11 protein-coding genes are annotated in these 13,051 nt (G+C 72.1%); 3 read left to right on the top strand and 8 right to left on the bottom strand.

What is annotated here, in order from left to right:
- The first annotated feature begins 178 nt into the window (after positions 1–178).
- Both ACLJTM_RS11030 and ACLJTM_RS11025 read left to right on the top strand, forming a co-directional pair.
- The gene (locus ACLJTM_RS11030) at positions 179–2,704 is read left to right on the top strand and encodes an ATP-dependent Clp protease ATP-binding subunit (RefSeq protein ID WP_411103329.1); all 2,526 of its coding nucleotides are present in this window, start codon (positions 179–181) and stop codon (positions 2,702–2,704) included.
- A 691-nt stretch (positions 2,705–3,395) separates the two neighbouring features.
- Positions 3,396–4,031 (top strand): M23 family metallopeptidase, encoded by a 636-nt coding sequence (locus ACLJTM_RS11025; RefSeq protein WP_411103328.1) that lies wholly within the window; start codon positions 3,396–3,398, stop codon positions 4,029–4,031.
- 72 nt (positions 4,032–4,103) lie between these two features.
- On the opposite strand, the gene ACLJTM_RS11020 is transcribed toward ACLJTM_RS11025, so the two are convergent.
- The 7 genes from ACLJTM_RS11020 to ACLJTM_RS10990 all read right to left on the bottom strand — a co-directional run bounded on the left by ACLJTM_RS11020 (position 4,104) and on the right by ACLJTM_RS10990 (position 10,652).
- Positions 4,104–5,342, bottom strand: a complete 1,239-nt coding sequence (locus ACLJTM_RS11020) for a LamG-like jellyroll fold domain-containing protein (protein WP_411103327.1) — start codon at positions 5,340–5,342, stop codon at positions 4,104–4,106.
- Between the two features lie 68 nt (positions 5,343–5,410).
- The gene (gene cseC, locus ACLJTM_RS11015; protein ID WP_411103326.1) at positions 5,411–6,727 is read right to left on the bottom strand and encodes a two-component system sensor histidine kinase CseC; all 1,317 of its coding nucleotides are present in this window, start codon (positions 6,725–6,727) and stop codon (positions 5,411–5,413) included.
- The gene (cseB, locus tag ACLJTM_RS11010; RefSeq protein WP_411103325.1) at positions 6,724–7,434 is read right to left on the bottom strand and encodes a two-component system response regulator CseB; all 711 of its coding nucleotides are present in this window, start codon (positions 7,432–7,434) and stop codon (positions 6,724–6,726) included. Before cseB ends, cseC begins: the two co-directional genes overlap by 4 nt.
- Before the next feature lie 122 nt (positions 7,435–7,556).
- Positions 7,557–8,240, bottom strand: a complete 684-nt coding sequence (locus ACLJTM_RS11005) for a hypothetical protein (RefSeq protein ID WP_411103324.1) — start codon at positions 8,238–8,240, stop codon at positions 7,557–7,559.
- A 38-nt stretch (positions 8,241–8,278) separates the two neighbouring features.
- Positions 8,279–8,839, bottom strand: a complete 561-nt coding sequence (locus ACLJTM_RS11000; RefSeq protein WP_150518482.1) for a SigE family RNA polymerase sigma factor — start codon at positions 8,837–8,839, stop codon at positions 8,279–8,281.
- Positions 8,840–9,057: 218 nt separating this feature from the next.
- Positions 9,058–10,014: an A/G-specific adenine glycosylase gene (locus tag ACLJTM_RS10995; RefSeq protein WP_411103323.1), complete on the bottom strand. Its 957-nt coding sequence runs from the start codon at positions 10,012–10,014 to the stop codon at positions 9,058–9,060.
- On the bottom strand, positions 10,011–10,652 hold the full coding sequence (locus ACLJTM_RS10990; RefSeq protein ID WP_411103322.1) for a phosphatase PAP2 family protein: 642 nt from the start codon (positions 10,650–10,652) through the stop codon (positions 10,011–10,013). The genes ACLJTM_RS10995 and ACLJTM_RS10990 overlap by 4 nt, the downstream gene beginning before the upstream one ends.
- Positions 10,653–10,899: 247 nt before the next feature.
- On the opposite strand from ACLJTM_RS10990, the gene ACLJTM_RS10985 reads away from it, so the two are divergent.
- On the top strand, positions 10,900–11,733 hold the full coding sequence (locus tag ACLJTM_RS10985; RefSeq protein ID WP_411103321.1) for a hypothetical protein: 834 nt from the start codon (positions 10,900–10,902) through the stop codon (positions 11,731–11,733).
- A 129-nt stretch (positions 11,734–11,862) separates the two neighbouring features.
- On the opposite strand, the gene disA is transcribed toward ACLJTM_RS10985, so the two are convergent.
- Positions 11,863–12,987 (bottom strand): DNA integrity scanning diadenylate cyclase DisA, encoded by a 1,125-nt coding sequence (disA, locus tag ACLJTM_RS10980; protein ID WP_266936016.1) that lies wholly within the window; start codon positions 12,985–12,987, stop codon positions 11,863–11,865.
- Between the last annotated feature and the right edge of the window lie 64 nt (positions 12,988–13,051).

Raw genomic sequence — 13,051 nt, 5'->3', positions numbered from 1 at the left:
CTATCGGGTTGGAGCAGTTGTCGGCTGTTCAGGCCGGTTTTCCTCACCGACGTGGGGGTGAGCCGCGGACGGATGTCGGCAGTTGGAATGAGCTGTCCCGCCCCGCGGGACTAGCATGCGGAAGGACAGGGCGGGGACCGACCCCGAACTGCCCGACCGCTCTGAGGAGCGATAAACGATGTTCGAGAGGTTCACCGACCGCGCGCGGCGGGTTGTCGTCCTGGCTCAGGAAGAAGCCCGGATGCTCAACCACAACTACATCGGCACCGAGCACATCCTCCTGGGCTTGATCCACGAGGGTGAGGGTGTCGCCGCTAAGGCCCTGGAGAGCCTCGGGATTTCGCTCGAGGCTGTTCGCCAGCAGGTTGAGGAGATCATCGGGCAGGGGCAGCAGGCCCCTTCCGGCCACATCCCCTTCACCCCGCGGGCGAAGAAGGTCCTGGAGCTGTCGCTCCGAGAGGCCCTCCAGCTCGGCCACAACTACATCGGCACCGAGCACATCCTGCTCGGCCTGATCCGCGAGGGCGAGGGCGTCGCCGCCCAGGTCCTCGTGAAGCTGGGCGCCGATCTCAACCGGGTCCGGCAGCAGGTCATCCAGCTGCTCTCCGGGTACTCCGGGGGCGGCAAGGAGTCGGCCACGGCCGGCGGCCCGGCCGAGGGCACGCCCTCGACCTCGCTCGTCCTGGACCAGTTCGGCCGCAACCTCACCCAGGCTGCCCGCGAATCCAAGCTCGACCCGGTCATCGGGCGCGAGAAGGAGATCGAGCGGGTCATGCAGGTGCTGTCCCGCCGGACCAAGAACAACCCGGTCCTCATCGGCGAGCCCGGCGTCGGCAAGACCGCCGTCGTCGAGGGGCTGGCGCAGGCGATCGTCAAGGGCGAGGTCCCCGAGACCCTCAAGGACAAGCACCTCTACACGCTTGACCTCGGCGCCCTGGTCGCCGGCTCCCGCTACCGCGGTGACTTCGAGGAGCGCCTGAAGAAGGTCCTCAAGGAGATCCGCACCCGCGGCGACATCATCCTGTTCATCGACGAGCTCCACACCCTCGTGGGTGCGGGCGCCGCCGAGGGCGCGATCGACGCCGCCAGCATCCTGAAGCCCATGCTGGCCCGTGGTGAGCTCCAGACCATCGGTGCCACGACGCTGGACGAGTACCGCAAGCACCTCGAGAAGGACGCGGCCCTTGAGCGCCGCTTCCAGCCGATCCAGGTGGCGGAGCCTTCCCTCCCCCACACGATCGAGATCCTCAAGGGCCTGCGCGACCGGTACGAGGCCCACCACCGCGTCTCCATCACGGACGAGGCCCTCGTCCAGGCGGCGACGCTGGCGGACCGGTACATCTCGGACCGCTTCCTGCCGGACAAGGCGATCGACCTGATCGACGAGGCCGGCTCCCGGATGCGCATCCGCCGGATGACCGCACCGCCGGACCTCCGCGAGTTCGACGAGAAGATCGCGGGCGTGCGCCGCGACAAGGAGTCGGCCATCGACTCCCAGGACTTCGAGAAGGCAGCGTCGCTCCGCGACAAGGAGAAGCAGCTGCTGGCGGCGAAGGCCAAGCGCGAGAAGGAATGGAAGGCCGGCGACATGGACGTCGTCGCCGAGGTCGACGGCGAGCTCATCGCCGAAGTCCTCGCGACCGCGACCGGCATTCCCGTCTTCAAGCTCACCGAGGAGGAGTCCTCGCGTCTGCTCCGCATGGAGGACGAGCTCCACCGCCGGGTCATCGGCCAGAAGGACGCCATCAAGGCGCTCTCCCAGGCGATCCGTCGTACCCGTGCGGGTCTGAAGGACCCGAAGCGCCCGGGTGGCTCGTTCATCTTCGCCGGTCCGTCCGGTGTCGGTAAGACCGAGCTCTCGAAGACGCTCGCCGAATTCCTCTTCGGCGACGAGGACGCGCTGATCTCCCTCGACATGTCGGAGTTCAGCGAGAAGCACACGGTTTCCCGTCTCTTCGGTTCGCCCCCCGGCTACGTGGGCTACGAAGAGGGCGGCCAGCTCACCGAGAAGGTGCGCCGCAAGCCGTTCTCCGTCGTCCTCTTCGACGAGGTCGAGAAGGCCCACCCGGATATCTTCAATTCCCTTCTCCAGATCCTGGAGGACGGTCGCCTGACCGACTCCCAGGGCCGGGTCGTGGACTTCAAGAACACGGTCATCATCATGACGACCAACCTGGGTACCCGGGACATCTCGAAGGGGTTCAACCTGGGCTTCGCGGCCCAGGGCGACACCAAGACCGGCTACGACCGGATGAAGGCAAAGGTCAACGAAGAGCTCAAGCAGCACTTCCGGCCCGAGTTCCTCAACCGTGTCGACGACACGGTCGTCTTCCACCAGCTCACCGAGGAAGACATCATCCAGATCGTCGACCTCATGATCGCCAAGGTCGACGAGCGCCTGAAGGACCGCGACATGGGCATCGAGCTGAGCGGTGACGCGAAGCTCCTGCTCGCCAAGCGCGGCTACGACCCGATCATGGGCGCCCGCCCGCTGCGCCGGACCATCCAGCGCGAGATCGAGGACATGCTCTCGGAGAAGATCCTCTTCGGCGAGCTGCGGCCCGGTCAGATCGTGGTCGTCGGCAAGGAGGGTGAGGGCGAGACCGCCAAGTTCACCTTCCGCGGCGAGGAGAAGACGGCTCTGCCGGACCTCCCCCCGATCGAGGCCACGGGCTCCGGCCCGGACCTGTCGAAGGGCGCGTGACCGCGTAGCGGTGGCAGTGCGAAGGGGCGGCCCCGGAACCACACGGTTCCGGGGCCGCCCCTTTTGCGGTCCCGCCCGCCGGGCCCGTACGGCCGGGCGGGACCCGGCCCGGCGGGGGTGCCGGGCTGGACGGAGGGCCGTACGGGGTTCTCCGGGGGACCGGGCGGCTCTCGGGCCCACCAGCCCCGGGCGGGGCGCGGCCCCCCGGCGGTGCGCGACACGGCCCCGGGCGGCGTCGGGGTCCTCAAGAGCCGTCGGGGGGCCCGTGCGTCCTGCGGACCGGCGGGCGGGGCCTGCGGCCGGCCACCCGCCGGTGGTGAACCGGGGCCCGCCGGGGGGCTGTTCCGGAGGAGGTCCACGTCACACCGCTGCCCGCCGACAGTCCCGGACCGGTCGGGACGAACGGCGGAGACCGGTGACAAGCCGCACAGAACAAATCGGACGTACTAGGCGTATTCGTAGATCCACCGGGCCCGGAAAAGGGACTTTCACCGCAGGAGGGACCGCGTCAACAGGGCGGACCGCCTGAGTCCTCCTACGAGGACCGGTAGTAACGGAGGCGTTTGGGGAAGTCCGGGGGCCCGGGTTACCAAGGATGAGCCAGCCCGGCACGCGCTTCATCGTGCCGGGTCACTTCATGCCCGTACCGGGCGTGAGCCCGCCCTTGTCCCCGGCCCCGGAGGTCTCCTTCATGTCCGCGAAGCACGTCACCGCCCCCCGTACCCGTATTGCCGCCGGCGTAACCGCTCTCGGCGCCGTTCTTGCTCTCGGGGCCGGGACGACCGCTGCCTTCGCCGACACGACCCAGACCGCCCTCACCGGTACCGCCCGGCTCGTCGCCGAGCAGGCCACCGCCCAGGCGCAGGCCGCCAAGCTCGTCGCCGCCGCCAAGCCCGCCGCCAAGAAGCCGCTGTGGATCAAGCCGGTGGCCTCCTACACGCTGTCCGCCACCTTCGGCAAGGGCGGCACCATGTGGTCCCACAAGCACTCCGGCCAGGACTTCGCCGTCCCGGTCGGCACGCAGGTCAAGGCCGCGGCCGCCGGCACCGTCGTCAAGGCCGGCCCCAACGGCGGCGGCGACGGCCCCGCCTACGGCAACGCCGTCGTGATCAAGCACGCGAACAAGACGTACTCGCAGTACGCGCACCTCTCGAAGATCAAGGTCAAGGTCGGCCAGAAGGTCAACATGAACCAGCGGATCGCGCTGTCCGGCAACACCGGCAACTCCAGCGGCCCGCACCTGCACTTCGAGATCCGCACCACGCCGAACTACGGCTCCGCCGTCAACCCGGTCGCCTTCCTGCGCAACGCCGGCGTCACCCTCTGACCGTCCCGGCGACCGCCCCGCGCGGACCCGCGGCGCCCCGCCCCCGGCAGCCGAGCGGGGGCGGTCCGGCCGTCAGGTGAGCAGCCAGGAGTGCGTCGGCTTCACGGCCCCGCCGAGCTTGCCCTCCTTGTACGCGGCCGCCTGCTCCGCCGTGAGCGCGGTGTCGTAGACCCGGATGTTGTGCAGGGCGCCCTGCCAGGGCCCGGTCCAGATGTTGTGGTGCTTGGACCGGCCCAGCTGCAGCGGGCCCTGCGCCTGCCAGATCGGCGGGACCTGGGCCTCCTGGGCCTTCTTCCCGTCGACGTACAGGGCGATGGTCTTCTTCTCGGCGTCGTAGGTCGCCATCAGCATCGTCGCGGTCTTGACCATGCTGAGCCCCTCCGCGGTCACGGTCTTCGCCGTCGCCGCGGCGCCCTTGTCCCCGGTCTGCACCCGGAAGATCCAGGCCTGCTTGCCGTTCACCTCGTTCACGCCCAGCTCGAACGAGAACGACTCCCCGTCGCCCTGGCTGAGCGCGATGTGCGAGCCCTTCGCGGCGGAGTTGTAGACGCGGGCCGTGAGCGTGAAGCTCTTGGACACGTCCACGACGGGCTCCGCGGACTGCGCGTACGAGTTCCCGGTCCCCCTGCCCACGATCTGGAAGCGCGAGCCCAGCGGGCCGAGCTTCATGTCGGGGGCCAGCCGGATGGCGGCCTTGCCGTTGCTGTCGCGCAGCAGCGTCGCGTCGCCCTCCACGGTGGCGCTGTAGGCCGGTGCCTTCGTGGCGCCCGACTCCTCCGGAGTGGGGGAGGAGGACACCGAGGGCTGGCTGTCGGCCTCGCTCGGCCCCTCGCCCTTGTCGGTGCCGAGCAGGAGGAACGCCCCGCCGCCCGCGAGCAGCGCCAGTACGGTCACCGCGCCGCCCAGCATCCACCACCGCTTCTTGCGCCGCTCGGACTCCGACCGGTCGGCCATCGCCTCCCAGTCCGGCTGCTCCGGGGCGGGCGCCGGGGTGAACAGCTGGCCCTGGGGCCGGTCCGGCTGCTGCGGAGGCCACTGCCCGCCGCCCTGGCCCGGATCAGGCTCCTGCCGGTACGGGTGGGGCGCCGCGGGCTCCTGCTGGTACGGGTTGGGCTGCCCCTGCTGGGGGAAGCCGTAGCCGCCGCCGGATATCGGAGGCGGTCCCGAGGGAGGGCCGTAGCCGCCCTGCGCGGGCGGACCGGGCGGGTAGCCGTAGCCGCCGGAGGCGGGCGGCCCCGGCGGGAACCCGTAACCGCCGCTCCCCGGGGAGGGCTCGGACTGCGGAGTGCTCGGGGAATTCGCGTCGGTCATGCCTCGGATGCTAAGTCACGTGCCGGCGCACCGGACGGCCCGGTACCGATCCGGCCGGGGAAGCCGGCCTATCCCGGTGGAAGGCTGACGACCGGGAAGCTCCCCGTCGCCGTCGGCGCGTGCTCCGGCAGCCACAGCACCGCCACCGCGCCGGCCGCCGCACCCTCGTGGTCGAAGCCGCCGGGCGCGGCCACGTTGCGGAAGGTCAGCCGGGCGCCCAGCACCCGTGCCTGCCCCTCCGCGATGGTCAGCCCCAGCCCGTGCCCCACACCCGCCCGGTCCGTCGACCCGGTGCGAAAACGGCTCGGCCCCTCGCGCAGCAACGCCTCCGGGAAGCCCGGCCCGTGGTCCCGGACCCGTACCACCCGGCCCTCGACGTCGACCTGGACCGGCGGCCGCCCGTACCGTGCGGCATTGGCCAGCAGGTTGCCCAGGATCCGCTCCAGGCGCCGCGGGTCGGTGCTGACGATCTCGTCCGCGACGATCCGCACGGAGGCCTCCGGCATCAGCGCCTTCACCCGCCGGGACACGAACTCGCCCAGCGCCACGTCCTGGAGTTCGGCCCGCTCGGAGGCGCTGTCCAGCCGGGCCACTTCCAGCACGTCCTCGACCAGCGCGCGCATCGCCTGCGCCCGGTCGCGCACCAGCTCGGTCGGCCGGCCCGGGGGGAGCAGTTCCGCCGCGGTCAGCAGTCCCGTCACCGGGGTCCGCAGTTCGTGCGCGATGTCCGCCGTCACCCGCCGCTCGGCCTCCAGCCGCTGCTGGAGGGCGTCGGCCATGGCGTCCACCGCCCGGGCCAGATCGTCGGTCTCGTCCCGTACGACACCGCCCACCGCGTCGCGGACCCGTACCCCGGGGTCCCCGTGCGCCACCCGCTGCGCGGCGGCCGCGGCCTTGCGCAGCCGGCGGGAGATCTGCCCGCCGATGAGCACGCCGAGCGCGGAGCCGCCGATGACCACGGCGAGGGAGCCGACGACCAGTGCCTGGTCCAGGTCGCGCACCATGTTGGCGCTCTCCCGGAACTGGGTGTGCAGGGACAGGGCCTGGCCGTTGCCCAGCGGTACGGCGGCCCAGACCTCCTGGGGTCCGCCCGGGTTCTCCTGCACGAACGTCCCGCGCCGGCCCGACTGCACCTTCTGGCGCAACTGGGACGGCAGGTCCGGGTCGTTGATCTTGAAGCCCAGCGGCGGTTTGCGCCCGGCGTCGACGTTGCGGGACATGAACTGCACGCGGTCCAGCTGGACCTCGCGGGCGCTCTCCAGCATCGACACCCGGGCAGCGCTGTGCACCACCAGGCTGAGCGCGACCGCGGTGAGCGCGCCGACGGCGGCGATGGCGAGGGTGATCTTCCAGCGGATCCCGGTGCGGAGGGTGAAGCGCCTCATGCCTTGAGCTTGTATCCGAAGCCCCGGACCGTCTCGATCCGGTCCTGCCCGATCTTGGTGCGCAGTCGCTGGACGTGGACGTCGACGACGCGGGTGTCGCCGCCCCAGTCGTAGTCCCAGACCCGCTCCAGCAGGCGGTCGCGCGACAGCACGGTGCCCGGCGCGGACGAGAACTCCAGCAGCAGCCGCATCTCGGTGGGCGTCAGGGCCACGGCGGCGCCGGCCTTGTGCACCTCCATGCCCTCCGTGTCCACCTGGAGGTCTCCGAAGTTGAGCACCCCGCGTTCACCGGCCGGTCCCTCGTCGCCGCCCGCCGCGCCGTTCTGCGGGCCGCCGGCGTGGCCGAAGCGGCGCAGCACGGCGCGGATCCGGGCGACGAGCACGGAACCGTCGAAGGGCTTGGTGACGTAGTCGTCGGCGCCCGCCTCCAGGCCCAGCACCACGTCGATGCTGTCGGCCCGCGCCGACAGCATGATCACGGGAACGGTGGACTCGTCACGGATGCGGCGGCACAGGCTCACCCCGTCCATGCCGGGGACCATCACGTCGAGCAGGGCGATGTCCGGCCGGTCGGCCCGGAAGGACTCCAGTCCGGACAGGCCGTCGGGCATGGCGGTCACCACGAACCCGTCGCGCTCCAGCGCCAGGGTCGTGGCCTCGCGGATGACGTCGTCGTCCTCCACGAACAGGACATGGGTCTCGGCCATGCGGAAGCCTCGCCTCGGTTCTTCGGTTCTGCTGCTCTTCGGTTCTGCGTGCTGTGTGCCGTGTGCCGTGTGCCGCGTGCCGCGTGCCGCGCGCCGCACGCTGTGTGCTGCGCGCTGTGTGCTCAGTTCTTCTGACTCGTGGCCGGGGCGGGCAGGCCGCCGTCGACCACGTTGCTGTAGTCCGAGTGGACCCGGTCCTGCTCGGTGAACTTCTCCCCGTCCCAGCGGTAGGTGAGCACGTCCTCGCCCGACGGGTAGGAGAGCGGGTCGCTCTTTCCGTACACCGGCTTCGTGACCACCAGATCGCCCCGGTCGATCTCCGCGTACACGGGTGGCTGTTCGTCCGAGAACACATTCTCGTACGTCCCGCCGTCGGCGCGGTACACGTACGAGCCCCGGCCCAGCGCATCGGCGCAGGACAGCACGTTCACCACGATGTCGACGACGCTGCTGCCGGTGATCCGGCCGTAGCTCACGTCCACCGGGTACTCCTTGCCCGTGCAGGGTTTGAGCTCCCGTTTGACCTCGGCGCTGACCTTGGGGTCCGCCTTGAGGAGCGCCACCGGGTCGACCTTCTTCGCGGGCCGCCCGGACGCGGCGGAGGCATCGGCCGAGCCGGAGGCCGGCGCGCCGGAGGGGTCCGGGGAGCCGGAGGGGTCCGGGGAGCCGGAGGGCGCCACGGACTGCACGGCCTTCGACATCGCGTCGGTCCGCGCCGGCCCCCCGTCGCGCAGCCCGGTGCCGCCCGTGGAGCAGCCGACCGCCAACAGCGCCGAGCCGACGAGGACGACCGTCCCCGCCGACATCAGCGCAAGTGACGTTCTGTCCGTCAGACCTTGGCCGTTCAGGCCGCGCACCGCTCACGCCCCTCGTACAGGATGGTGTGGTCACCGCGTTCCAGCGCCCGCATGTCCAGGTCCCGGCTCTCCAGCTCCTGACGGAGGCGGGCCAGTGCGCGGTGCAGGGTGCTCTTCACGGTTCCCGCCGACATTCCGAGCGCCGCGGCCGTCTCCTCGGTGCTCATCTGCTCCCAGTGTCGCAGCACGACGACACTGCGCTGCTTGGGCGCGAGGACCTTGAGGATGTCCATCAGCAGGGCGCGGTCGGCCCGCTGGTCGGAGCCGTCCTCGACGGAGGCGTCCGGGAGCTGCTCGGTGGGGACCTCTTCGAGCTTGCGGGCGCGCCACCACTCGGTGCGGGTGTTGATCATGACCCGGCGGAGGTAGGCGTCGGCCAGGGACTTGTCGGCGATGCCGTCCCAGCGGCCGTAGGTGCGCACGAGGGCGGTCTGCAGGAGGTCCTGGGCGTCCGTGGGGTCCGGCACCAGGCGCCGGGCACTGCGCAGCAGGGCGTCCTGCCGGGTGCGTACGTACTCCTCGAATTCGAGTACCTCACCGTGCGCCATCTCAGACCGCCTCCGCTGCCGTTCACCCACTCGTCCGCTGTCTTACGGATCCGAAGGTACGGAGGCGTTGTCACGGGCCTGTGCGGGCCAGCCTTCGGTGGACGCACGGACACCCATAGGTTGTGTAACAACGCCGTTGAGCTGCGGTTTCCCGGGAGGAAGTGGAATCTTCGAGTCAGTTTCGAGTACCGCCACGACATCCCGGCGCCACCCTGCGCTCACCCCCGGCGCGGATCCCTCCCGGGCGCCGGCGCCGACTGCGGGAGCCGGTACATGCCCTGCGCGAGCGGCTCCACCAGCCCGTCGGAGACCAGCCCGTCCAGGGCCCGGGCCCGCTGCACCGGCTCGTCCCAGACCGTGTCCAGCACGGCCTGCGGCACTGCGCCCACCGCCTCGCGGAGCACCGCCAGCAGCCTGCCCCGCACCTGCCGGTCCGTCCCTGCGTACGTCTGCCCGCGCCGCGGCGGCCCGTCGTGCGCGGGCTTGCCGGCGAGGCGCCACGCGCACAGCCCCGCCACCGGGCAGCGGGCGCAGTCCGGAGTCCGGGCCGTGCACACCAGCGCGCCCAGCTCCATCGACGCCGCCGCCCAGCGTGCCGCGACGGCCTCGTCCTCGGGCAGCAGGGCCCGGGCCAGGCGCCGCTCGGCAGCGGTCGTGGCGTTCGGCGGGTACTCGACGCCGGTCGCGGTCCGGGCGAAGACCCGCCGGACGTTGGTGTCGAGGACGGGGTGCCGCTGCCCGTACGCGAAGGAGGCCACGGCCGCGGCCGTGTACTCCCCGATGCCGGGCAGGGCGAGCAGCTGGGCGTGCTCCCGCGGTACGTCACCCCCGTGCCGTTCCGTTATCGCCAGCGCCGCGCCGTGCAGCCGCAGGGCCCTGCGCGGGTAGCCGAGCCGCCCCCAGGCGCGTACGGCCTCGCCGGGGGCCTCCGCGGCCAGGTCGGCGGGCCGGGGCCAGCGGGCCAGCCACTGCTCGTACACCGGCAGGACCCGGCTGACGGGGGTCTGCTGGAGCATGAACTCGCTGACCATCACCCCCCAGGGTCCGGCTTCGGGGCGGCGCCAGGGCAGGTCGCGGGCGTGCTCGTCGAACCACGCGATGACGGGGGCGTGCAGCGCGCGGCCGGAGCCGGCGGGCACGGCGGTGGAGGGGGAGGGGGATGTGGATGCAGTCATGGCAGACGGCATCCTGGCACGTTTCCGCCCTGCCGTGCCGGGCCGGGACCGGTGAACCAGACAGCGGCGCGGACCCCGCTCGCCCGCATGGCGGCGGTGATCCTGCTGAGGGGGCCGGCGAAGGCCAGGACGACGAGGGCGGCCACCGCCCCGCCCATGAGGAGGCCGACCGCGACGTCGTGCGGGTAGTGCACGCCCACGAAAACCCGGGAGAAGGCCATCAGCAGGGCCAGCGGCACCGTCAGCAGCGCCAGCCCGCGCACCGCCAGCGCCAGCGTCACGGCGGAGGCGCCCGCGATGGCCGCGTGGTTGCTCGGGAAGGACCAGTCGCCGGGGGCCGGGCACGCGACGAGCGGGGCCACCGCCCCCGCAACGGCCCGGCACGGCCGCTCCTCGTCCACGAGGGACTTCAGGGCCTCGGACACGACGTAGGCGACGGCGGTGGCCGGCGCCGCGAGGACGGCCACGGCCAGCGCACGGTGGCTGCGCCGGTCCCGGGCGCGCCACCACGCGGCTATGAAGAGGCCGCCGAAGAGCAGGAGTCCGTACTCCGTCCACCCTTCCAGGACCGACTGCACCCAGCCGGGGGTCGTGTGGGCGAAACCGGTGATGTCACGGTAGAGGCCGGAGCTGTTCATGCCGACCGACGGTACTCAACCGAAAGGGGCCACCGCGTCCGACGTCCGGCCGGACCTCGGCGTCCGCGGCGCGCTCGCCCGGTCGTTGACGGGTCGCGCGCAGGACCCGGCCGGGTCCTGCGCGGGGTCCTGCGCGGGGTCCGTGCGGACGCGGCGATGGGCCCGCAGGCTGATCATCGGCAAATCGAGGGCGTCGTACGGCATGTGGGGCACTGATCGGGTCCGGGACTCTCGTAAAGTTCCGTCCGTGGGATCTCTGCGCAATCCGGTCGGGCCGCTCCCCTCCTCCATCTACTGGCGACGGAGGGCCGTGCTGGCGTCCGTTGCCGCGCTCCTGGCACTCCTCGCCGTATGGGTCGTCACCTCCGGCGGGGGGAAGTCGAGTACGAACGGCAAGGGCGGAGGCCGCCCCGATCCCGTCTCCTCGATCACCCCCGGCCCGCCCGGCACGGGGCCGGCGATCAGTCAGGCCCCGGGCGGGCGCGGGAACTCGGGCGGCAGCGGCACCACGGGCTCCGAGAGCGGCAGCCCGGGCGGCGCCGGGAAGAACGGCGAACCGGGCAGCGGCACGGGCTCCGGCACGGGTTCCGGCTCGGGCACGGGTGCGGGTGTCGGCGCGGCGGCCGGCGGCGCGGCAGGCGGCGGGCCGGACCAGGTGCCCGCGGACTCGCCGCTCCCCACCTGCGCGACCGGCGCGCTCCAGTGGGAGGTCAAGAGTGCGAAGAACGAGTACGAGGCGAACGAGAAGCCCCGCCTCGAACTGGTCGCCCGCAACACCTCCGGGACCACCTGCAAGGTGGATCTCGGCCCGCAGCAGGCGGTCCTGACCATTCTTCAGGCGACCACCAGCAAGGCGGTCTGGTCCTCGGCGGACTGCCCCGCCGGCGCCGGCAGTGTCTTCCTCCGGCTTCCGGCGCAGGGCGAGACCAAGCAGGTGCTGGACTGGGACCGCGGGTTCAGCGCCTCCGGCCAGTGCCCGTCACCCCCGCCGGGGAAGGCCGCACCGGACACGTACGTGGTCGAGGTCAAGGCGCCGGGGATGCCGGTCGCCCGCACCTCGTTCGTCCTGAAGCCGGAATAGGCCGGACCGCCGCGCCCGGACCGCCGCGGCCGGCCCGGCCGGTACGGGTCCCGCAGGGCCCGGGCCGGCCGCGACGGCCCGGGCCGGGGTGCTCCTCGGCGGGTCGGTGGGCCGGGCAGGACCCGCCGGTCAGACGTAGCGCTCCAGGATCGAGGACTCCGCGAGCCGGGACAGGCCCTCCCGGACGCTGCGCGCCCGGGCCTCGCCCACGCCGTCCACCGTCTGCAGGTCGTCCACGCTGGCCGCGAGCAGCTTCTGCAGGCCGCCGAAGTGCTCCACGAGCCGCTCGATGATCGCGCCGGGCAGCCGCGGCACCTTCGCCAGCAGCCGGTACCCGCGCGGCGACACCGCGGAGTCCAGGGTCTCGGGCGAGCCCGTGTACCCCAGCGCCTTCGCGACGATGGCCAGCTCCAGCAGCTCCGGGTGCGTCAGCGCGTCCAGTTCGGCCAGCGCCTCGTCCACCGTGCGGGAACGCTTCGCCGTCGGCTCCGGCACGTAGTCCCGGATGACCAGCTCCCGCTCCTGCTCGATCCCGACCGTCAGCTCGTCCAGCTGGAGCGACAGCAGCCGTCCGTCCGTGCCCAGTTCGACCACGTATTCGGCGATCTCCGTCGCGATGCGCCGGACCATCTCCAGCCGCTGGGCGACCGCCGTCACGTCGCGGACCGTGACGAGGTCCTCGATCTCCAGCGCCGACAGGGTGCCCGCGACCTCGTCGAGACGCAGCTTGTACCGCTCCAGCGTGGCCAGTGCCTGGTTCGCCCGCGACAGGATCGCCCCGGACTCCTCCAGGACGCGCCGCTCGCCGTCCACGTACAGGGCGATCAGCCGCATCGACTGGGACACGGACACCACGGGGAAGCCGCACTGCTTCGAGACGCGGTCCGCGGTGCGGTGCCGGGTGCCCGTCTCCTCGGTGTGGATCGAGGCGTCCGGCACCAGCTGCACACCGGCCCGCAGGATCTTGGTGATGTCCTTGTCGAGGATGAGCGCCCCGTCGAGCTTGCACAGCTCGCGCAGCCGGGTCGCCGTGAACTCCACGTCCAGGACGAAGCCGCCGGTGCACATGGCCTCGACGCTCTTGTCCATCCCCAGCACGATGAGCCCGCCGGTGTTGCCGCGGACGATCCGTTCCAGGCCGTCGCGCAACGGCTGACCGGGTGCGACCGCGCTGAGCGAGGCCCGCATCATGGCCTCCTGCTTGGAACTCGCGCCCGACTTGCCGGATGCTGCTGCCCCGTCCTTGGCTGCCACTGCACTCCTCCGGTCGCGGGTTGCGCCGTCCGGCGCTGCGGGCACGAGGGCGTGCGTACGGCCG

Origin of the sequence: Streptomyces sp. cmx-4-9, from assembly GCF_046548835.1 — a bacterium.
Lineage (GTDB): Bacteria > Actinomycetota > Actinomycetes > Streptomycetales > Streptomycetaceae > Streptomyces.
Note: the sequence above shows the minus strand (reverse complement) of the source record. Positions and strands in the feature narration are given on the sequence as shown.